Here is a 19,195-nt window from a genome sequence, read left to right as displayed (position 1 = left end):
TTGCGCGAAGCCTGCATGCAGGTGGACGCCTGGCATCGCTGCAAGGTTCCTTGAAGCTTAATCAGGTTTTGGTAGATATCCACTCGCCATCATTGAGTGCGGACACAAAACCTGTAGGAGCGAGCAAGCTCGCTCCTACAGTAGTTAACGTTGCAGTAGCAGGCTTAAACGCGGAACTGATCCATCAAGCTCTGCTGCTGATTGGCCAGGCTGTTGAGTGACTGGCTGACCCGTGCCGATTCGTTGGCCTGGCCCGACAGCGACTCGGTCACGTCACGAATGGTCGCGACGTTATTGTTGATCTCCTCGGCCACAGCGCTCTGTTCTTCGGCGGCGCTGGCGATCTGCATGTTCATGTCGTTGATCACCGTGACCGCGTCGCCGATCTGGCGCAGTGCCGTCACGGCCTGACCGACTTGCTCGACGCTGCCCTGGGCCTGGCGATGGCTGTTGCTCATCGAACCCACCACCTCTTGGGTGCCGGTTTGCAGTTGTTCGATCACCACGCGGGTTTCTTCTACGGATTCCTGGGTTCGCCGCGCCAGATTGCGTACTTCGTCGGCCACCACGGCGAATCCGCGTCCAGCTTCACCGGCCCGGGCCGCCTCGATCGCGGCGTTGAGCGCCAGCAGGTTGGTCTGTTCGGCGATGGCGCGGATCACTTCCAGCACTGAACCGATTTTTTCGCTGTTGGCCGCCAGGCCTTCGACTTGAACCATTGCCGCGCTCATGTCGGCGGCGAGGTTGTCGATGCTGGCGGTGGTGCGGTCGATCACGGTCAACCCCTGGCGGGTCGCCTGATCGGCATCGCGGGCGGCGTGGGCCGCTTGCGCGGCGCTGCGGGCGACGTCCTGGGCGGTGGCGCTCATTTCGTGGGACGCGGTGGCCACCTGATCCACCTGACGGTATTGCTGCTCCATGCCGGCGCTGGTCTGGGCGGCGATGGCGGAGGACTGGTCAGCGGTGCTGCGGGCGTCCTGCACCGAGCGTTTGACGTCGGCAATGATCGGTTGCAGCTTGTCGAGGAAACGGTTGAACCAGCCGGCCAACTGGCCCAGTTCATCTTTTTTGTCATAGGCCAGGCGCCGGGTCAGGTCACCTTCGCCGCTGGCAATGTCTTCGAGCATGTGCGCCACGCCGAGAATCGGTTTGGTCACGCTGCGGGCCATCAACCACACCAGCAACAAGCCGATCAGCGCCGCGAGCGCGCCAAGGCCGAGTTCCATCAGGGTGCCGGCGGCGTTGCTTTCATCCAGTTGTTTTTTCAGCGCTTCGGCGGGTCCGACCAGGACCTTCTCCGGTACATCGAGCAGTACACCCCAGGACTTTCCGCCCGGAATCGGCTGGAACGGCGCCAGCACTTTCAGTTGTTGATTGCTGTGCAGGCTGGTGGTCGCGCTGCTGGTGGCGAGCAGGTGCAGCAACTCGGTACCGCTGGTCTTGTCGACGGCATCCAGACGCTGGCTGAGTTTGCTGGCGTCTGGGCTGTAACCGGCCAGCAAACCGGCCGGGCTGATGATGCTGACGTTGGTCTGGCCGTCGTAGAGTTTTTTGCTCGCGCCCTGACTGAGGGTTTGCAGGCTGTTGAGGTTGATGTCCACCGACAGCGAGGCAATCACCTTGCCGTTGACCATCAGCGGGAAAACGATACTGGTCATCAGCACGTTCTGGCCGTCGATCTCATAGAAGTACGGTTCGATCACGCACGGCTTGAGCGTTGTGCGAGGGCACGTGAACCAGGCGTTGGCCGGTTCACCGCTGGGGCCGGTGCGGGTGTCGGCCATGTCTGATTCCGGCAGGGCCATGGAGGTCACTTTGCCTGGCGTCGGTTGCGACCAGTACAGGGCAAAACGGCCCTTGTCGTTGCTGCCCAGATCCGCCTGACCGCTGAACAACTCGTCCTTGCCGTCCAGCCCATTGGGTTCGAACACCAGCGACAGGCCGAGCAGTTCCGGGTTGGCTTGCAGGGCCGACTTGACCTGACGGGTCAGGTCTTCGCGCAGGTCGAAGGCATCGAGAAAACGCTTCTCGGCCTGGTCGCGCAGAAACAGCACCTGGCGTGAAAAACCATGCCCGTACTGATACGCGTCCATGAACTGCTGGCGAATGCCCAGCGCCTGATTTTCGCCCTGGGACTCGATCCGCGCCTGAGCCGATACGTTCAACATCTCCATGCTCGAGGCTTTCACCAGCGCGGAGCTGTGCTCCATGCGATACAGCGAAAGACCCACCAGCAGGGTCACGACACCGGCCAGGCAGAGCCCGGCCAGCAGGGTGATTTTCCATTGAATGGAAAGTTGTCTGAGTGACATGGAGGAGTCCTTTATTCGATAAATATCTGAGACTTTGCACTGTAACGGCCGTCATTCGGCTTTCTTTATCCAACCGTTCAAATAAGCCTTGTTACAGATATTGTGGCGAGGGAGCTTGCTCCCGCTGGGGCGCGAAGCGGCCCTTCCTGCGCCTGAATTACGACTGTTGCACAGCCGAGCGGGAGCAAGCTCCCTCGCCACAGGGTAATCAGTCTGAGCTCTACTGCTTTGACACCGGAGCCGCTGTGCGGCAAAGTGCGCGCCCTCTAATAAAACCCATATTTCAATCTGCTGGCGGCTTACACAGACTGCCGGCCGGACTCTTTTCGCTTGCTCAGAGGTAACGATGATTAATGCAGTAATTGCCGCGGTTGGCGTCATGCTGGTCCTCAGCCTGTCCCGCGTGCATGTGGTGATCGCGCTGATCGTCGGCGCGCTGGTGGGTGGTCTGACCGGCGGCCTGGGCATCGAGGCGACGCTCAAGGCGTTCAACAGCGGCCTGGGCGGCGGCGCGACGGTTGCGTTGTCCTACGCCTTGCTCGGTGCGTTCGCCGTGGCGATTGCCAAGTCTGGCCTGGCCCACGCTTTGGCGGACAAAGCCCTGGCGATGGTTGACCGTCAGCACGCGACCGGCGGCGGTCAGGTCAAGTGGCTGTTGATCGGTTTGCTCTGGGTGGTGGCCATTGCCTCGCAGAACATCCTGCCGATACATATCGCCTTTATCCCGTTGCTGGTACCGCCACTTTTATATGTGCTGACCAAGCTGCAACTGGATCGTCGACTGATCGCCTGCGTCATGACGTTCGGTCTGATCACGCCGTACATGTTCCTGCCGGTGGGCTTCGGCAACATCTTCCTCAATGAAATCCTGCTGGCCAACGTTGCCCGCAGCGGCGTGGACATCAGTGGGGTCAACGTAACCCACGCCATGGGCATTCCGGCCCTGGGCATGGTGGCGGGCCTGTTGATCGCGTTCATCAGCTACCGCAAGAAGCGCGTCTATGACCTGGCGAAAATCGAGCAAGTCGAGCAGGTCGCGGTGCAATACAACCCGTTGAGCCTGATTGTCGCCGGCGTGGCCATCGCCGCGGCGTTCATCATTCAGTTGCTGCTGGACTCGATGATCATCGGCGCGCTGGCCGGGTTCCTGATTTTCTCGGCTTCGGGCATCGTCAAATGGCGTGACACCGACGATCTGTTCACCGAAGGCATGAAGATGATGGCGATGATCGGTTTCATCATGATCGCCGCCTCGGGGTTTGCCGAAGTGATGAAAGCCACCGGCGAGGTGCAAACGCTGGTCGAGTCGTCGGCGTCGTACATCGATCACAGCAAAGGCATCGGTGCATTGTTGATGTTGCTGGTCGGTTTGCTGGTGACCATGGGCATCGGCTCGTCATTCTCCACCGTGCCGATTCTGGCGGCGATCTTTGTGCCGCTGTGCGTGCAACTGGGCTTCAGTCCGTTGGCGATTGTCTGCATCGTTGGAACCGCCGGCGCGTTGGGTGATGCCGGTTCGCCTGCTTCGGACTCGACCCTCGGCCCGACTTCCGGCCTGAACATCGACGGTCAGCACCATCACATCTGGGACACCGTGGTCCCGACGTTCCTGCACTACAACCTGCCATTGCTGGTGTTCGGCTGGGTGGCCGCGATGGTCCTGTAACCCGGTTCCCCCTTGTTGGAGCGAGCTTGCTCGCGATGGCGGTGAAACCGTCAGCATCTAATTCGCTGACAGACCGCCATCGCGAGCAAGCTCGCTCCTACAGGTATAGCCGTCAGGGTCTGTCCCAATACGGCACGTCACCAAAACACTCCACAAAGAAATCGATCACCGTCCTGACCTTCACCGACAAACGCCGGCTGCCCGGCCAAAGCACGGCGATCTGTTGCGGCTCCAGACTGTTGGACACCTGATAATCCTCCAGCACCGGTACCAACGTGCCGTCGCGTACCGCCTCGCCGATCAACCATGACGGAAACATCACCAGCCCCAGGCCTTGCTCGGCGGCTTGGGTCAGTGTGTCGGCGTGGTTACCGGTGATCGGGCCTTTTACCGAATAAGCGGTCCACTCCTGAGCCTGGCGGAAAAACCAGCGCTGCTGACCGGTCGCGCCTTTGTACGCCAGGCAGTGGTGAGCGACGAGTTCGGCGGGATGTTGTGGCGTGCCATGCCGTTTGAGGTACGCGGGACTCGCCGCCACCTGAAAGCGATGAGGGGCCAGAATCCGCGCCTGCATGCTTGAGTCGTGCAACGGACCGATGCGAAACAGCAGGTCAGCGCCTTCCTGCAACGGGTCGACATAGTGATCGGTCTGCTGGATATCCAGCTGCAGTTTCGGGTAGCGCTCGCACAACCGCCCCAGCCACGGGCTCAGGTGCCGTTGACCGAACACCACTGGCGCATTGATGCGCACCAGTCCACTGGGTTCGCTTTGCTGTTCCTGCAACGCCTGTTCGGCTTCCTCCAATTGCACCAGCACCAGGCGCGCATGCTGACCGAGCACGCGCCCCGCTTCGGTGGGTGTGACGGCGCGGGTGTGACGGTAGAGCAATTGCTGGTTCAGGGCCTGCTCCATCAACTGGATTTGCCGGGAGATCGAAGAGGGCGCCAGGCCCTCGCGGCGAGCCACTTCGGAAAAACTGCCATGATCGAGCACCGCGACGAACAGCCGAAGTGCCTTGAATCCCAGTTCATTGAGGCCGCGCATAAGAAGTCCTGCTGTGCGAGTTGCGCAAAAGTGTTGTCAGGATGCTCCCATTTATCGCACAGCTTCGCCAATCGATAATGCGCGCCATTGTTCACTTTCACAGGAATTTTCCATGCAGTCTTCTTCAACCCTGGAGGTGGGTGCGATGCCGGCAACGGCCGTCAGCCCCGGTCTGCGCTTGCTGCTGTTGCCACTGGTGATCCTTGCCGGAATGGGTTTGTCCGTAGAAGCCGGGTTGCTCGGACCATTGGGTGGGCAGGTCGGGCATCTGTGGGCAACGTTGAGCATTTTCGGTGTCGGTTCGGCGATTCTGTTTTTGCTGTTGTTGTTCAGCGGTCCACAACGCGGTCCTGCCTTCAGTCAGTTGCCGCGCTGGCAATTGATCGGCGGATTCCTCGGGCCGATGTACGTGGTGGTGCTGACCCTGGCCACGCCGCATATCGGCATTGCAATGACCATGATCGCCATCCTGTCCGGGCAGGTCGGCAAGAGTGTGTTGATCGACCACTTCGGCTGGTTCGGTGCCACCCGGAAGAAGATCAACGCTGAGCGTTGGTTGGCCTTGCTGCTGATCGTCGCGGCACTTGTCTTGATCGCACGGGGCTGATGATGAATCTGATAATTCTGTTGTCCGTGGTGGTTGCGGCCGGTGCGGTGTTGAGTGTGCAGGCGGCGATCAATGGTCGTCTCGGTGAAACCGTGGGCGTCTTGCGCAGCAGTTTGCTGACCTTTGTGGTGGGCGCCGTGAGCACCGGGTTGCTGGTTCTGTTTTTTGAACCGGCCCATGCGGTAAGCCTGTTGGATGTACCGAAATGGCAACTCGGCGGGGCGCTGTTCGGCGTGGTTTACATGGTGGTGATGGTCGCAGCTGTCCCGCGAGTGGGGGCCGCGGTGGCGACCGTCGCGGTGATCGTCGGGCAGTTGGGGATGGGCATGCTGATCGACCAGTTTGGCTGGCTGGGCAATCCGGCGATCGAGTTATCCAGTAGCCGGCTGCTTGCGATGGTCTGTCTGGGCCTGGCCCTGGTGTTCATGTATCGCAGCAGTGTGCGCCAGGGGTGACTTAGCGCCTTTGCGTCCGACTTCTACACTGGTATTACGGGTCGCATTGTCGAGACCCCGACGACCACCACCCAGAGGAGTCGACTCCATGACTGATGACCGCACCTGCGATTGTCCGAAATGCAACTGCAAGCTCGGCGAGCATCCGATTGTGCGACACGGCAAGCACTATTGCTGTGAAGCCTGCGCCAAGCACCACGAGCACGGTGAAGAATGTGTCCATCAAGGATGCAAGTGTGCCCACTGACCGCCTGAATGAAAGTGGAGCCTGTTCAGGCTCCATTTCCCGATGGTTGCCGGGCGCTAGTTCGCCGAACGCCACTTGACGTTCTCTACCCCGAATTTCTCCGCCATCGGTTTGCTGGTCTTTTGCACCTTCTCACGGCCAAAACGAGGGATTCGCCCCACCCCCGCATCACAACTCGCCCAATGCCAGGCATCCGCGTTGTCCAGTTTATCCAGACGGATAATGAACGACTTGGGTGCGCCATGGAGGGTGTATTCAATGACGAAAAGTTTTGCGCTGTTCATAAAGCCTCTGCTCCTCCCTGTTGTACATAGAAGGATCGTTTGCCACCCGGAAAATTCCTTCGGATTGCCGGGCGGTGGCGGCCGGTTCGTCGCCTCGCTACCATGGAGCCTCCTCCAATCCCTGATCATTGACCATGGCCCTCGCAACGCCACCCGACCTGAGTGACACCGCTGTGCCCGTGCAACCGCTGGCGCGCACCTACCCGCGCGGGTTGTTCATCGAGCCCCATGAGCATGTCTGGGGGCAGCTGCTGTATGCGATGAGCGGCGTGATGTGGGTCGAGACGCCGCACGAGGCATTGGTGGTCCCGCCACAACGGGCCGTCTGGTTGCCGCCCGGCGTTCCCCACGGGATTCGCGTGGTGTCGGACCTGCAAATGCGCAACATCTACCTGCGCCCGTCCCTGGCGGCGACGCTGGATGACAGTGTGCAGGTCATCGAAGTCGGCGGGTTGCTGCGCGAGCTGATCGTCGGCCTGGTGGAGCAGGGCGACGACGGTGCGCCGGAGTATTACGAGGCATTGGTGGGCCTGGCGTTGCTGGAACTCAAGCGAGCGAAACGCTCACAGCTGAAAATCCCGCTGCCGGACGGTTCCGACCGACGGCTGATGAATCTGTGTCAGGCGGTCATGGCCGCGCCTTCGCTGGACATTCCCTTCGAGCAGCACGCAGAAAACGCCGGGGCCAGCGTGCGCACCCTGGCGCGGTTGTTCAAGGACGGTCTGGGCATGGGCTTCGCCGAGTGGCGGCGTCAGGTGCAACTGGTGACGGCGGTGGCCGAGCTGATTCAGGGCGTGCCGGTCAGTGCGATTGCCCGGGCGTTGGGCTATTCGCCGAGCAGCTTCAGCGACATGTTCCGCCGGGAACTGGGGGGCACGCCTTCGCAGTTTGCCTTGGCGCAATGCCACGGCTGAAACGATGCTTTGGCCGATATTCAGAAGCACTTGGCCGATGCTCGCCGACACTGATCTCTAGAATCGGTACATCCCTGTTCGATGGATGTACCCATGAAAGCATTGCAGTTCGATAAAACCGGCGACCTCTCGGCCCTGCGCTACGTTGACGTGGCCACGCCCGTTCCTGGCGCCGATGAAGTGCTGGTCGAGATCAAGGCCGCGGGCCTCAACCCCAGCGATGTGAAGAATGTGCTGGGGCGCTTTCCCTACACCACGCTGCCGCGCATCCCGGGACGTGACTTTGCCGGCGTGGTGGTGGCAGGCCCGCAGGCGTTGATCGGTCAGGAGGTTTGGGGCACCGGGCGGCAGCTGGGCTTTTTTGCCGACGGCACCCATGCGCAGTTCGTCAAATTGCCGGCCAATGGCGTGGCGCTCAAGCCTGTTCACCTGAGTTTCGCCCAGGCCGCCAGCCTCGGCGTGCCTTACACCACGGCATGGGATGCGCTGGAGCGCAGCCTGGTAACGGCCGGGACAACGTTGCTGGTGATCGGTGGCGGGGCGGTCGGCAGTGCCGCGCTGGCGCTGGCCAAGGTGCGGGGCGCCCGGGTGCTGGCAGCGGCGCGACGACCGGAACAGGTCAAGGACTTGCAGGCTCAGGGTTATCAGACGATTCAGTTGGACAAGCCTGAAGACCTCGGCGCGCAGGTCAACGCCGTGTATGCCGGTGGCGCCGAAGTGATTTTCGACACCACCGGTTTCTGGCTGCCTGCATCGGTTGCGGCCCTGGCAACCTTCGGCCGTATTGCGATCATTGCCGCGCCGGTGGACGGTCATGTGCAATTGCCAGCCCTGGGTTTGTATCGCAAGGGCGGCTCGGTGGTCGGGATCAATTCGTTGTTGTATGGCGTGCAGGCCTGCGCGGCGATGCTCGATCAGTTCGGCAAGTTCTTCGATGAGGATTTGTTGCCATTGCCACAAGGGTTGCTGGAGTCGCCATTGGCCGAAGGGCTGGAGCGTTATGCCGAGGTGAATCAGGGACGTGGCGATAAAGTGATCCTGCTGCCCTGACCCGCTCCCACAGGGTCCGTGGTTGCGTAACGCCTTGCGTATGCCTCGCTCTGTTAGAATCGGCCTCATTGACCCCATGAGGCTCCCCTGATGAGCGAACCAATTCGCCTGACCCAATACAGCCACGGCGCTGGATGCGGTTGCAAGATCTCCCCTCAAGTACTGGAAGTGATTCTGGCCGGTAGCGGGGCGCAGAACCTTGATCCGAAGCTCTGGGTCGGCAATGCCTCGCGTGATGACGCGGCGGTGTACGCCATCGATGAAGAACGCGGTGTGGTTTCGACCACCGACTTTTTCATGCCAATCGTCGATGATCCATTCGATTTCGGGCGTATTGCCGCCACCAATGCCATCAGCGACATCTACGCCATGGGCGGCGATCCGTTGATGGCGATTGCGATTCTGGGCTGGCCGGTCAACGTGCTGGCGCCAGAGATTGCCCGGGAAGTAATTCGCGGCGGGCGTTCGGTGTGCGACGCGGCGGGCATTCCGTTGGCGGGTGGGCACTCCATCGACGCGCCGGAGCCGATCTTTGGCCTCGCCGTGACCGGTCTGGTAGAAAAACGCCACATGAAACGCAACGACACGGCCACCGCCGGTTGCTTGCTCTACCTCACCAAACCCTTGGGCATCGGCATCCTCACCACGGCCGAAAAGAAGGGCAAATTGCGCAACAGCGACATTGGCCTGGCCCGTGACTGGATGTGCACCCTGAACAAACCCGGTAGCCGTTTTGGCAAGCTCGACGGCGTGACCGCGATGACCGATGTCACCGGTTTCGGCCTGCTCGGCCACCTGGTGGAAATGGCGGACGGCAGTCAGCTCACCGCGCGTATTGAATATGACCGTGTGCCGCGCCTGCCGGGGGTCGAATACTACCTCGAACAAGGCTGTGTGCCGGGCGGGACACTGCGCAACTTCGACAGCTATGCGAGCAAGCTCGGCCGTCTTCAGGAACTGCACAAACGCGTGCTTTGCGACCCGCAGACCAGCGGTGGCTTGCTGATTGCCGTAACGCCCGAGGGCAACGAGCAATTCCTCGCCGTGGCTGCCGAACTGGGTCTGAACCTGGAACCCATCGGTGAACTGGTCGAGCGACAGAGCAACGCGGTCGAGGTGTTTTGATGTTTGCCGACTGCACCGATTACCGCGACATCTTTCTCAACGACCGGCCGATGATGGACGCCCGTGCGTCGGTCGAATTTTCCAAGGGTTCGTTTCCCGGGGTGGTCAACCTGCCGCTGATGAACGATCACGAGCGGCAACGCATCGGCACCTGCTACAAGCAACACGGTCAGCAGGCGGCCATCGTGCTGGGACATCAGTTGGTGTCTGGCGCCATCAAGGCCGAACGCATCCAGGCCTGGGCCGATTTTGCCCGGGCGCACCCTGACGGCTATTTGTATTGTTTCCGTGGTGGGCTGCGCTCACAGATTGTCCAGCAGTGGCTCAAGGACGAGGCGGGCATCGAGTACCCGCGTGTCGGCGGCGGCTACAAGGCCATGCGCACCTTCCTGCTCGATACGCTGGATCAAGCGATTGCCCAGTGTGATTTCGTCCTGCTGGGCGGCATGACCGGCACCGGCAAGACCGAAGTGCTGACGCAACTGCGCAACGGGCTGGACCTTGAAGGCCACGCCAATCACCGTGGCTCCAGCTTCGGCAAGCGCGCCACCGGGCAACCCTCCAACATCGACTTTGAAAACCGCCTCGCCGTGGACGTGCTGAAAAAACGTGCCCAAGGCATCGAGCAATTCGTGCTGGAAGACGAGAGCCGCGCCGTCGGCAGCTGCGCGCTGCCATTGCCGCTGTTTCAGGGCATGCAGCAGTTTCCGATGGTCTGGCTGGAAGACAGCCTGGAAGGGCGGGTCGAGCGGATCCTGCGCGATTACGTGGTGGACTTGTGCGCGGAGTTCATCGACGTGCATGGCGATCAAGGTTTTGCGCTGTTCGCCGAGCGCTTGCTCGAGAGCCTGAACAATGTGCAGAAACGCCTGGGCGGCGAACGTCACCGGCGGATGCTGATCTTGATGGAAGACGCATTGGCCGAGCAGGGGCGCAGCGGTGCGGTGGATTTGCACCGGGGCTGGATCGAAGGGTTGCTGCGCGAGTACTACGACCCGATGTATGCCTTTCAGCGGGAGAAGAAAGGGTCGCGGATCGAGTTTGCCGGGGAGCGCGGGGCGGTGCTTGAGTATTTGCGGGAGCGGGTCAGCCAGAAAAGTTGAGGGTGTTTTTTCCCGCCTCATCCGAGCAAGCTCGCTCCTACAGGGGTTCTTCGTTCACTGAAGATCCCTGTAGGAGCGAGCTTGCTCGCGATGACGCCCGGTCAAACAACGCAAAACTCAGGTCGGGCAAGTCTCCTGCCCATTGTTCAGCCCCTGCTGATAGGTATGGCTCTGCAAACTGGCCTTGCCGTTGTGCCAGGTCAGGGTGAGCACATACAGCGAGTCATAGTCGCTGGATTTCCAGTCATCGGTGATTTTCACTTTCTTGCCGATGGCTTCCCCGGCGACCTTGTTGATCAGTTCCGGCAGATAACCGTGGGACCAAGCGGTGTAAATGACCGAGTTGTGATACTTGTCGTGGAGCAATTCATCGGCCAGATCACTGGTGTCATTGGCCGAGAAGTTGATGTTCACCGGCAAGCCCAGCTTGATGGCGCTGGGGCTGATGGTCATCAGGGGGCGGATGTAGCTGTAGGAGTTGTCCAGCTCACCTTCCTCGACGTTGCGCGTCGGGTTCGCGGCGAACACGTAATCGGCCTTGCCGAACTTTTCCGGGAGCAGGGTGGCCAGGTCGATGGCGCGGTTCAGGCCCTGGCAATTGAGCTGGCCGAGACCACCGGCGGGTTTTTCACCGTGACGCAAGAACACCAGCGTCTGCGTGCCATCCATCGGATGGGCGCGGGTATAGCTGGATTCCAGTACCAGAAACAACGCACTGACCGCCACCAAGGCGGGCAGCAGAATGTAGGCGCGATGTTTAAGACGTTTGGCGAATTTCAGCGGGTTCATCATCGAATAAGGTTCTTCAGCGCAAATCGGTTAAGGCTGACAAACCTTTACACCACACGTTTCCTGCGTTGGGTGTTTTCCATGTCGTTGAACCGGTCCGTTTTCCAAAGGGGTGGTGCTCAGAGTCCTCTGACACCCATTTGGTTCGATACCGGCCAAGAGCGCAGCAATTTACCGGTAACCAGCAACGGGTTGCAGTGTAGGTTATCGACAGGATGTTGCGGATTTATGGACACCGTACAGCGACGGGTGTGAAAAGCATGTGATCTCTGTTGATCTTCACTATCAGGGATCTTCATGGCGCCAGGCGTCGCAACCCGCTTTTTCTCCCTTATGATCGGCATTCTCAATTTTCTCGTGGATCCTTCCCATGACCGATTTGTCTGCGTTCCCCATCACTCGAAAATGGCCGGCCCAGTCCCCGGAGTGGATTCAGCTGTACTCCTTGCCGACCCCCAACGGCGTCAAGGTCTCGATCATGCTCGAAGAAATCGGCCTGCCCTATGAGGCGCATCGCGTCAGTTTCGACACCCATGACCAGATGTCCCCCGAGTTCCTGTCGCTGAACCCCAACAACAAAATCCCGGCCATCCTCGATCCCCATGGCCCGGATGACCGGCCTTTGGCGCTGTTCGAATCCGGGGCGATTCTGATTTACCTGGCGGACAAGAGCGGGCAGTTGCTGGCTCAGGAAACGGCTGCCCGGTACGAAACCATCCAGTGGTTGATGTTCCAGATGGGCGGCATTGGCCCGATGTTCGGCCAGCTCGGTTTCTTCAACAAATTCGCCGGCAAGGCCTATGAAGACAAGCGTCCCCGCGACCGCTATGTCGAAGAAAGCAAACGCCTGCTCGGTGTGCTCAACGGACGTCTCGAAGGTCGCGACTGGATCATGGGCGAGCGCTACACCATTGCCGACATCGCCACCTTCCCTTGGGTGCGCAACCTGATCGGTTTCTATGAAGCCGGCGATCTGGTGGGCATTCAGAACTTCCCCAACGTCACACGGGTACTGGAGCGCTTCCTGGCGCGGCCGGCGGTGGTGCGCGGGTTACAGATTCCAAGTCCCGTTTCCAGTTAAACACCTTTCCTGTAGGAACAAGCTTGCTCGCGATGGCGTCGGATCAGTCAATCGTGATGTTGGATGTTCCGGCCTCATCGCAGGCAAGCCAGCTCCTACAGGGGGGCGCGGTGATTCAGGGAGGGCCGAAAAACGGCCGGATCCCGTGATCATGGAAATACCGCTCGATCACCTTTGGGTCAGAACACGTCTCGGCAATCGCCACGTAAGTGTCCGGCCGCAACAGATAAAACCCGCTACGCCCAAGGCCTGCGGTTTCAAACGCCGGGCGCCAGCCGAACACATGCAGTGGCAAATGGTGTTCGTGACACCAGTCAATCATCGCGTCGCTGGTGTCTCCGTAGACATGCACCTGCCAGACCGGGCACTTCAGCGATTCAAAATTATCCCCCTCGCCATCGTGAGCCCAGGGCAAGCGGTCGCCGCCATGCACATGCCCGGCGACGCCACTGCTTAGCGACATGCCGCGATAGTTCAGGGTGATTTGCGACACCGTGCGAAACAGGAATTCGCGGGAGGTCTCGAACGAGGCCATTTTCGGAATCAGGAAGGGCGCCAGACGGGTGCGCAGCAAGTCGGCCATGCGCCCTTCGGCTGTGACGAAAGTGAACACCCGGTCGGTGGTGGCCACCAGTTTGCGGGCGAACGCGATGCGTTCGGGTTCGTAGGTGTCGAGCAGTCTGGCCTCGGCGCCGCCGCTCAGCACAGCGGCGAGTTTCCATGCCAGGTTGATGGCGTCGCCGATCCCGGTGTTCATGCCCTGGCCGCCCGCGGGGCTGTGCACGTGGGCGGCATCACCGAGCAAAAAGGCGCGTCCAGTGCGAAAGTGATCCGCCACCCGATGATGCACGCGGTACGTCGAGAACCAGTTCAGTTGCTCGATCCTGACCTTCATGTGCTCGATGGCCCGGCTGCTGACGTCTTCGAAACGCAGGGTCTCGGCGTGTTCGGCACGTTCATCGCGCACAGTACCGATCAGGCGCGCACGGCCCGAACCCGCCAGCGGGAACACGGCGAGAAAGTCCGCTTCGTCCAGATCCACGTGCAATTCGCCATTGAACGTCGGGCCGCTGGCCTGCACGTCGGCGACATAGAAAATCTGCTGATAGGTGCCACCGGGAAAGCCAGTGTCCAGCGTCTTGCGCACAATCGAGCGGGCACCATCGCAACCAGCCAGGTAGCAGGCCTGGCAGGTTTCTTGCTGACCGTCGGGCAGGCGCAAGGTGGCGGTGATGCCGTCGGCGGTTTCCTCGAAACCCAGCAACTCGGTGTTGCGCTCAACCGTGATGCCGAAGGTTTCGAGGCGGTCGATCAGCAGCCGTTCGTGTTCGTCTTGCGGGAAGATTTCGAGAAAGGCGTAGGGCGTCAAGCCTTCGCCAATACGGCTTAGCGGCAAGCGCGCGATGGGCTCACCCTTGACCCAGAAATTGGCGGCCGCCACGCGATGGCCGTGCTGCACGATGGCGTCGGCCAGGCCGAGTTGGCGATACAACTCCAGCGTCCGCGCTTGCACCGCCAACGCCCGGGACGTGGTGCCGGGCGCCGAGGCCTTGTCGATAATCCGCACGCGCACGCCGAGGTTGCTTAGCCACAACGCCAGCACCAACCCGGTGGGGCCGGCACCGGTAATCAACACGTCGCTACGTTGCATGGGCCTGTCCTCCTTGCTCGTGAGACAAGTATGGCCCAGTGGAAAACCCCAGCGCAGTTGTGCGCCCAACGGAAAACATATGTAGGAGCGAGCCTGCTCGCGATGGACGCTAACGATGACGCGCACTTTCTGGATGTACGCGGTGTGCTTGAGTCCATCGCGAGCAAGCTCGCTCCTACAGGGATCTTTGCTGCTCGCCGGGGATTGGCGGTTAGAAATCGATGGTGCCCGACAGCTTCGCCGAGCGTGGTTCGCCTTGGGTCAGGTAGCCACCCTGGGCCGATTCCCAGTAACTCTTGTTGGCGACGTTTTCCACGCCGAAGCGCACGGTCACGTCTTTTTCCTGGACCTTGAACGCGTAACGGGCACCGGCATCGAAGCGGTTCCAGGTCGGCAGGCTGAGGTTGTTGGCGGCGTCGGCGTACTGGCCGCCGGTGCGCAGCATCCGTCCGCTCAGGGTCACGCCTTGCAGGCCGGGCACGTCCCAATCGACGTTGGCATTGAACTGGAAGCTCGGCACGCCGATGGCCTGATTGCCGTCGTTGAGGCCGTCCTGTGTCTGCTTCAGCTCAGTGTCCATCACGGTCACGCCACTGATTACCCGCAGACCGTCGAGGGGTTCGCCGAACACGTTGAGCTCCACGCCTTTGTTGACCTGTTCACCGTCCTGAACGAACACCGCAGTGGTGTCGTCGATGATCTGGGTATAACCGTCAGCCGGTTGTTCGATGCGGTACACACCGAGCGTTGCGCCGTAGGTGCCCATGTCGACCTTGACGCCGGCTTCGATCTGTTTGGAACGTGTCGGGGCAAAGACTTCGTTGGCGTTGACCACGACCCGCGAGCCTGAAGTGGTCGGTGCCGTCGGACCCTGGGCCAGCCCTTCGATACGGTTGGCGTAGAACGACACGTGGTCCCACGGCTTGAACACGATGCCGTACACCGGGGTCGTGATCGATTCGTCGTAGTTGGACGTGCGGCTACCGGTGTCGTAGTCGTAGCCCTGGACGACCAACTGTTGGCGGCGTGCGCCGAGTGTGATCAGCAGGCGATCATCGATAAAGCCCAGTGTGTCGGACACGGCGACGCTGCGCATGAAGGTTTTGCCGGTAATGCCCGGATCACCCAGGTCGCCGCCTGAGAAACCGCCGCCTGGCGCCGGAACGTCGATCGGGTGATAGATGTTATTCGAGTAATCATTCTGGTCGAAATCGTAGGCGTTGCGCTGTTGGGTCCAGATCCCAGCCAGGCCGAAGTTGAGTTTATGGGTGACCGGCCCGGTGGCGAATTTGCCATTGAGGCCGGTCATGGCACTGCTGTTGTCTTCATTGTGCGGAATGTACGAGCCGCTGGTCACCGAGCTGCCATCGTTGCCCACCAGCGTGGTGGAGTCGAAGTTGCCGACTTCACGGGTATGCTTGGCACCGGCAGCAGCGTAGGCGGTCCAGCTGTCGTTCAGGTCATATTCGGCGCGCAACATGCCGAAGGTGTCTTCGATCTCACTGAAGCCCCACTTTTGCGCATAGTTGGTATCGGCCGACGGTGCATCGGGGATGTGCGTGGTGTCGCCAAGGTTTACCGAGCTGCGGCCACCGTTGATGCGTTCTTTCGAATAGATGAAGTCACCGGAAACACGCAGGGCATCGCCACGGTAGTCGAGGCCGAGGGCCAACAGTTTGGAGCGCTGGTTTTCATCGTCGATGGCGGTATCGCCTTCGCGTTGCGACAGGTTGAGGCGTACGCCGAATTGGTTGTCCTCGCCGAAGCGCTGACCAATATCCAGGTGTTCGCCGATGCGTCCGTCATCACTGATGTCAGTGCTGAAACGACGCAACGGTTCATCACCGGCGCGCTTGGGTTGCACGTTGACGCCACCGCCGATACCGGAACCGGTCGGGGTTACACCGTTGATGAAGGCGTTCGGGCCTTTGAACACTTCGACACGTTCCAGGGCATCGGTGGAAACGATCTGTCGCGGCAGGATGCCGTACAGGCCATTAAAGGAAATGTCGTCGCCATTGAGGGGCAGGCCACGAATCATAAAGGTCTGGGCCTGGTTGGAATATCCGGAAGCCTGACGCACCGATGAATCATTGAGCAGCACGTCGCCGATGGTTTCGGATTGCTGGTCGCGGATCAATTCTTCGGTGTAGGCCGTCATGTTGAACGGCACGTCCATGATGTCCTGATTGCCCAGCACGCCCAGTTGGCCGCCGCGTGCAACCTGACCACCGGCGTACACCGGGGGCAGGTCGGACGCTGTCGGTGCCTGGGCGTTGACATTGACGTCACCGAGCATCAGCGGCTTGCCCTGGGTTTCGGGCGCTTCAGGCGTTTCGGCATGCGCCGTCACGGACAGGGAGCAAAAAAGCGCGAGTAGCGTCGCACGAAAGGGCACGCGGAGTCGGGCTGGAGTGGTCATGTTTCGATCCTGAGGCGGCGCGCGGCCGATTGGAAAAAGGGGCGGCGCGAATCTCCTTGCGCAAATGCGACTCCAGACGCAAATGGTAGGTGTTCTCAGTAACGTTGTGCTATGCGCTTTCTGCGAGGTACACAGGAAATTTCTGCCTGTGCACAAATCGGCCATTGGTCGTATGGTGACGGCGGCTTAACGGATTTGATGGAGCTACATGCAAGCCAATCGATTGATTACAAGCGTTGCCGCGTTGTTGGTACTGGCCGGTTGCGCCGGTCAGCGGAGCCAGGAACCTGCACCGCGCAAGCCCGCCGAGGTGCGCGCCGAGATCGTGCGTTTACTGCCGGCCAAGACCGTCGACCGCCAGGGCTGGGCCACGGATATCTATGCGGCATTTGCCGCGCAAGACATTTACCCGAGCACTCAGAACCTGTGTTCGGTACTGGCCGTGACTGAGCAGGAATCGACCTTTCAGGTCGACCCGTCTGTACCGGGCCTGGGCAAGATCGCCCGTGAGGAAATCGACCGTCGTGCCGCCACGGCACACATCCCGGGGTTACTGGTCAGCGGTGCGTTGCGGCTCAATTCACCCACCGGCAAAACCTACAACGATCGCCTCAATGCGGCGCGCAGTGAAAAGCAGTTGAGCGCGATTTTCGATGACTTCATCGGCATGGTGCCCATGGGCAAGACCCTGTTCGGCGGCTTTAACCCGGTGCACACCGGTGGGCCAATGCAGGTCAGCATCGATTTTGCCGAGCAACACGCCAAGGGTTATCCCTACCCGGTGGATGGCTCGATCCGCCATGAAGTGTTCACCCGGCGTGGCGGCATGTATTTCGGCATCGCCCATCTGCTCGGTTACCCGGTCAGCTATCAACAGCCGTTGTATCGCTTCGCCGATTTCAACGCCGGTTGGTACGCCAGTCGCAATGCTGCTTTTCAGAACGCGGTGAGCCGTGCTTCGGGAATTACGCTGGCGCTGGATGGTGATCTGGTTCGCCACGATTCGATCATGCCCGGCACCACGGAGCTGGCCGTGCGCAGCCTCGGCAAGCGCCTGGACATGCGTAATCCGACGATTCGCGATCAACTGGAGAAGGGCAATAGCCTGGCGTTCGAAGACACCACGCTGTATCAGCGGGTTTTCGAACTGGCCGAACAGGCAGAGGGGCGGACGTTACCGCGTGCGGTGTTGCCGGGGATTGTGCTGAAAAGCCCGAAAATCACCCGCAAACTCACCACGGCGTGGTTCGCCAAACGGGTCGATGAGCGTTATCAACGTTGCATGACGCGGGCCGGAAAATTGTAGGAGCGGTCGAGGCTATCGGTACATCCAGTCAGGCAGCGCGGTTTTCAATCAGACGATCCGAGCCGCCTTCAGCGACAACCGGGTGAGTAGACGTTGCAGCGAAAGCGTTAACTGCACAAACCGAGAAAGCGATGCCGAGAAGGGTTTGGCGTTTCATGGCAATGATGGGCGCTGCGCGATACCTCCGGTGAGCGTGATGGTGCGGTCGTCGGATGGTCACGGCGGTGACGGCGACGGCTTCTACACTGGATAGCTGGCGTCCAGGCTCACCCGGTCCGCAAGGAGATGTTTATGTACCAGCTCTACGGCCATCAGAATTCCGGTGCGGCGGCGATTGAGGCTGCACTGGAGCTTTGCGAGATTCCTTATCGATTCATTGACGTTGAGGTATCGCCAGAAGCGGCCCACGCGCTTGAGAAGCTCAACCCGCTCAAGCAGATCCCGACGCTGCAACGGCCCGACGGCGGCGTCCTGACCGAGAGCGCGGCGATTCTGATTCACCTCGGCCTGACGTTTCCCTCGTCGGGGCTGTTGCCGGAAGACCCGGCCGAGCGTGACCAGGCCATTCGGGGCATGACGTACATCGTCACCAATTGCTATGCCGCCATCGGCATCATCGATTACCCCGAGCGCTGGCTGGCGGTGGCCGATGAATCGTCGAGGCAGAATCTCATGGCCGGTGCCCGACAGCGCTTGCACTGGAGCTGGGAGGTGTTTGCCGATCAGTTTTCGGGGGATCTTTATCTGGGCAGTGAGACGCCCCGGGCGCTGGATGTGCTGGCGGCGGTGATATCGCGGTGGGCGGGCAGCCGCGAGCATTTGCGCAATGCCCGCCCCGGTTTTTTTGCCTGGCTGGAACGGATTGACCGGCACCCGGTGCTGGCGCCGGTGTTTGAGCGGCATTGGCCCGCCTGAGAACTCCGTCGATCCCCTGTAGGAGCTGGCTTGCCAGCGAAAGCGGTGTATCAGTCAACTTCAATGTTGAATGATCCATAGCAATCGCTGGCAAGCCAGCTCCTTGTATCTCGACTATCGCTCCATCAGGAGCGATAGTTCTCGACTGATCATCGAGGGAGGGTTCTGGAAGCCGTGCAGCTCCTTAGGCTTTATGCCTGTGACGTAGATTGTGCTCCAGCCC

Annotated in this window: 16 protein-coding genes and 3 pseudogenes; 11 read left to right on the top strand and 8 right to left on the bottom strand. The window is 60.6% G+C overall.

Going from position 1 to position 19,195, the window contains the following annotated elements; all coding sequences use genetic code 11:
• Positions 1–164 precede the first annotated feature (164 nt).
• Both CKW19_RS29570 and CKW19_RS29565 read right to left on the bottom strand, forming a co-directional pair.
• A pseudogene (locus tag CKW19_RS29570) lies at positions 165–758 on the bottom strand (methyl-accepting chemotaxis protein); the annotation flags it as partial.
• A gap of 264 nt (positions 759–1,022) precedes the next feature.
• Positions 1,023–2,093: pseudogene (locus tag CKW19_RS29565) on the bottom strand (HAMP domain-containing protein); the annotation flags it as partial.
• A 568-nt stretch (positions 2,094–2,661) separates the two neighbouring features.
• Between CKW19_RS29565 and CKW19_RS18500 the strand changes: the two are divergent.
• Positions 2,662–3,978 carry a Na+/H+ antiporter family protein gene (locus CKW19_RS18500; protein WP_177408835.1) on the top strand — a complete coding sequence of 439 codons (1,317 nt, stop codon included), beginning with the start codon at positions 2,662–2,664 and terminating at the stop codon, positions 3,976–3,978.
• Positions 3,979–4,090: 112 nt separating this feature from the next.
• Here CKW19_RS18500 and CKW19_RS18495 read toward each other — a convergent pair whose 3' ends face one another.
• A complete protein-coding gene (locus CKW19_RS18495; RefSeq protein ID WP_095059160.1) occupies positions 4,091–5,023 on the bottom strand; it encodes a LysR family transcriptional regulator in 933 nt (310 codons plus the stop codon).
• 112 nt (positions 5,024–5,135) lie between these two features.
• On the opposite strand from CKW19_RS18495, the gene CKW19_RS18490 reads away from it, so the two are divergent.
• The 3 genes from CKW19_RS18490 (at position 5,136) to CKW19_RS18480 (ending at position 6,332) form a co-directional block, all read left to right on the top strand.
• Positions 5,136–5,630, top strand: coding sequence for a DMT family transporter (locus CKW19_RS18490; RefSeq protein WP_095059159.1), 495 nt, complete (start codon positions 5,136–5,138; stop codon positions 5,628–5,630).
• Positions 5,630–6,085 carry a DMT family transporter gene (locus CKW19_RS18485; protein WP_095059157.1) on the top strand — a complete coding sequence of 152 codons (456 nt, stop codon included), beginning with the start codon at positions 5,630–5,632 and terminating at the stop codon, positions 6,083–6,085. The genes CKW19_RS18490 and CKW19_RS18485 overlap by 1 nt, the downstream gene beginning before the upstream one ends.
• A gap of 88 nt (positions 6,086–6,173) precedes the next feature.
• Positions 6,174–6,332 carry a metallothionein gene (locus CKW19_RS18480; protein ID WP_082344443.1) on the top strand — a complete coding sequence of 53 codons (159 nt, stop codon included), beginning with the start codon at positions 6,174–6,176 and terminating at the stop codon, positions 6,330–6,332.
• Positions 6,333–6,388: 56 nt separating this feature from the next.
• Here CKW19_RS18480 and CKW19_RS18475 read toward each other — a convergent pair whose 3' ends face one another.
• Positions 6,389–6,616 carry a DUF6555 family protein gene (locus CKW19_RS18475; protein ID WP_095059155.1) on the bottom strand — a complete coding sequence of 76 codons (228 nt, stop codon included), beginning with the start codon at positions 6,614–6,616 and terminating at the stop codon, positions 6,389–6,391.
• Positions 6,617–6,750: 134 nt separating this feature from the next.
• Between CKW19_RS18475 and CKW19_RS18470 the strand changes: the two genes are divergently transcribed.
• The 4 genes from CKW19_RS18470 to mnmH all read left to right on the top strand — a co-directional run bounded on the left by CKW19_RS18470 (position 6,751) and on the right by mnmH (position 10,808).
• Positions 6,751–7,530 carry a helix-turn-helix transcriptional regulator gene (locus CKW19_RS18470; protein ID WP_095059153.1) on the top strand — a complete coding sequence of 260 codons (780 nt, stop codon included), beginning with the start codon at positions 6,751–6,753 and terminating at the stop codon, positions 7,528–7,530.
• 93 nt (positions 7,531–7,623) lie between these two features.
• Complete coding sequence (locus CKW19_RS18465; RefSeq protein WP_095059152.1) at positions 7,624–8,580, top strand: zinc-binding alcohol dehydrogenase family protein; 957 nt, start codon at positions 7,624–7,626, stop codon at positions 8,578–8,580.
• 90 nt (positions 8,581–8,670) lie between these two features.
• Positions 8,671–9,705 (top strand): selenide, water dikinase SelD, encoded by a 1,035-nt coding sequence (selD, locus tag CKW19_RS18460; protein ID WP_095059150.1) that lies wholly within the window; start codon positions 8,671–8,673, stop codon positions 9,703–9,705.
• Positions 9,705–10,808: a tRNA 2-selenouridine(34) synthase MnmH gene (gene mnmH / locus CKW19_RS18455; RefSeq protein WP_095059149.1), complete on the top strand. Its 1,104-nt coding sequence runs from the start codon at positions 9,705–9,707 to the stop codon at positions 10,806–10,808. Before selD ends, mnmH begins: the two co-directional genes overlap by 1 nt.
• Positions 10,809–10,925: 117 nt before the next feature.
• On the opposite strand, the gene CKW19_RS18450 is transcribed toward mnmH, so the two are convergent.
• Complete coding sequence (locus CKW19_RS18450; protein ID WP_371856300.1) at positions 10,926–11,597, bottom strand: histidine phosphatase family protein; 672 nt, start codon at positions 11,595–11,597, stop codon at positions 10,926–10,928.
• Positions 11,598–11,967: 370 nt separating this feature from the next.
• Here CKW19_RS18450 and CKW19_RS18445 point away from each other — a divergent pair, with 370 nt between their 5' ends.
• Positions 11,968–12,678 (top strand): glutathione binding-like protein, encoded by a 711-nt coding sequence (locus tag CKW19_RS18445; RefSeq protein WP_095059146.1) that lies wholly within the window; start codon positions 11,968–11,970, stop codon positions 12,676–12,678.
• A 115-nt stretch (positions 12,679–12,793) separates the two neighbouring features.
• On the opposite strand, the gene CKW19_RS18440 is transcribed toward CKW19_RS18445, so the two are convergent.
• Both CKW19_RS18440 and CKW19_RS18435 read right to left on the bottom strand, forming a co-directional pair.
• Positions 12,794–14,329, bottom strand: a complete 1,536-nt coding sequence (locus CKW19_RS18440) for an FAD-dependent monooxygenase (RefSeq protein WP_095059145.1) — start codon at positions 14,327–14,329, stop codon at positions 12,794–12,796.
• Positions 14,330–14,540: 211 nt separating this feature from the next.
• Complete coding sequence (locus CKW19_RS18435; protein ID WP_095059143.1) at positions 14,541–16,751, bottom strand: TonB-dependent siderophore receptor; 2,211 nt, start codon at positions 16,749–16,751, stop codon at positions 14,541–14,543.
• Between the two features lie 208 nt (positions 16,752–16,959).
• Here CKW19_RS18435 and CKW19_RS18430 point away from each other — a divergent pair, with 208 nt between their 5' ends.
• Complete coding sequence (locus CKW19_RS18430) at positions 16,960–18,057, top strand: DUF1615 domain-containing protein (RefSeq protein ID WP_095059141.1); 1,098 nt, start codon at positions 16,960–16,962, stop codon at positions 18,055–18,057.
• Between the two features lie 31 nt (positions 18,058–18,088).
• Here the strand turns inward: CKW19_RS18430 and CKW19_RS29140 are convergent.
• Positions 18,089–18,214 (bottom strand): annotated as a pseudogene (locus tag CKW19_RS29140) (phage infection protein); the annotation flags it as partial.
• Positions 18,215–18,348: 134 nt separating this feature from the next.
• On the opposite strand from CKW19_RS29140, the gene CKW19_RS18420 reads away from it, so the two are divergent.
• Positions 18,349–18,972 (top strand): glutathione S-transferase, encoded by a 624-nt coding sequence (locus tag CKW19_RS18420; RefSeq protein WP_095059139.1) that lies wholly within the window; start codon positions 18,349–18,351, stop codon positions 18,970–18,972.
• Positions 18,973–19,195: the final 223 nt, after the last annotated feature.

This window comes from Pseudomonas sp. Irchel s3f7 (assembly GCF_900187615.1).
Lineage (GTDB): Bacteria > Pseudomonadota > Gammaproteobacteria > Pseudomonadales > Pseudomonadaceae > Aquipseudomonas.
The sequence above is the reverse complement of the archived record's forward strand: the minus strand, read 5'-3'. Positions and strand labels throughout refer to the sequence as shown.

Bases quoted from the DNA above. Each gene is read 5' to 3' on its own strand.
- CKW19_RS18430 (WP_095059141.1), top strand. From the start codon at position 16,960: ATGCAAGCCAATCGATTGATTACAAGCGTTGCCGCGTTGTTGGTACTG.
- CKW19_RS18440 (WP_095059145.1), bottom strand. From the start codon at position 14,329: ATGCAACGTAGCGACGTGTTGATTACCGGTGCCGGCCCCACCGGGTTG.
- selD (WP_095059150.1), top strand. From the start codon at position 8,671: ATGAGCGAACCAATTCGCCTGACCCAATACAGCCACGGCGCTGGATGC.
- CKW19_RS18445 (WP_095059146.1), top strand. From the start codon at position 11,968: ATGACCGATTTGTCTGCGTTCCCCATCACTCGAAAATGGCCGGCCCAG.
- CKW19_RS18470 (WP_095059153.1), top strand. From the start codon at position 6,751: ATGGCCCTCGCAACGCCACCCGACCTGAGTGACACCGCTGTGCCCGTG.
- CKW19_RS18435 (WP_095059143.1), bottom strand. From the start codon at position 16,751: ATGACCACTCCAGCCCGACTCCGCGTGCCCTTTCGTGCGACGCTACTC.
- CKW19_RS18485 (WP_095059157.1), top strand. From the start codon at position 5,630: ATGATGAATCTGATAATTCTGTTGTCCGTGGTGGTTGCGGCCGGTGCG.
- CKW19_RS18450 (WP_371856300.1), bottom strand. From the start codon at position 11,597: ATGAACCCGCTGAAATTCGCCAAACGTCTTAAACATCGCGCCTACATT.
- CKW19_RS18475 (WP_095059155.1), bottom strand. From the start codon at position 6,616: ATGAACAGCGCAAAACTTTTCGTCATTGAATACACCCTCCATGGCGCA.
- CKW19_RS18495 (WP_095059160.1), bottom strand. From the start codon at position 5,023: ATGCGCGGCCTCAATGAACTGGGATTCAAGGCACTTCGGCTGTTCGTC.
- CKW19_RS18490 (WP_095059159.1), top strand. From the start codon at position 5,136: ATGCAGTCTTCTTCAACCCTGGAGGTGGGTGCGATGCCGGCAACGGCC.
- mnmH (WP_095059149.1), top strand. From the start codon at position 9,705: ATGTTTGCCGACTGCACCGATTACCGCGACATCTTTCTCAACGACCGG.
- CKW19_RS18480 (WP_082344443.1), top strand. From the start codon at position 6,174: ATGACTGATGACCGCACCTGCGATTGTCCGAAATGCAACTGCAAGCTC.
- CKW19_RS18420 (WP_095059139.1), top strand. From the start codon at position 18,349: ATGTACCAGCTCTACGGCCATCAGAATTCCGGTGCGGCGGCGATTGAG.
- CKW19_RS18465 (WP_095059152.1), top strand. From the start codon at position 7,624: ATGAAAGCATTGCAGTTCGATAAAACCGGCGACCTCTCGGCCCTGCGC.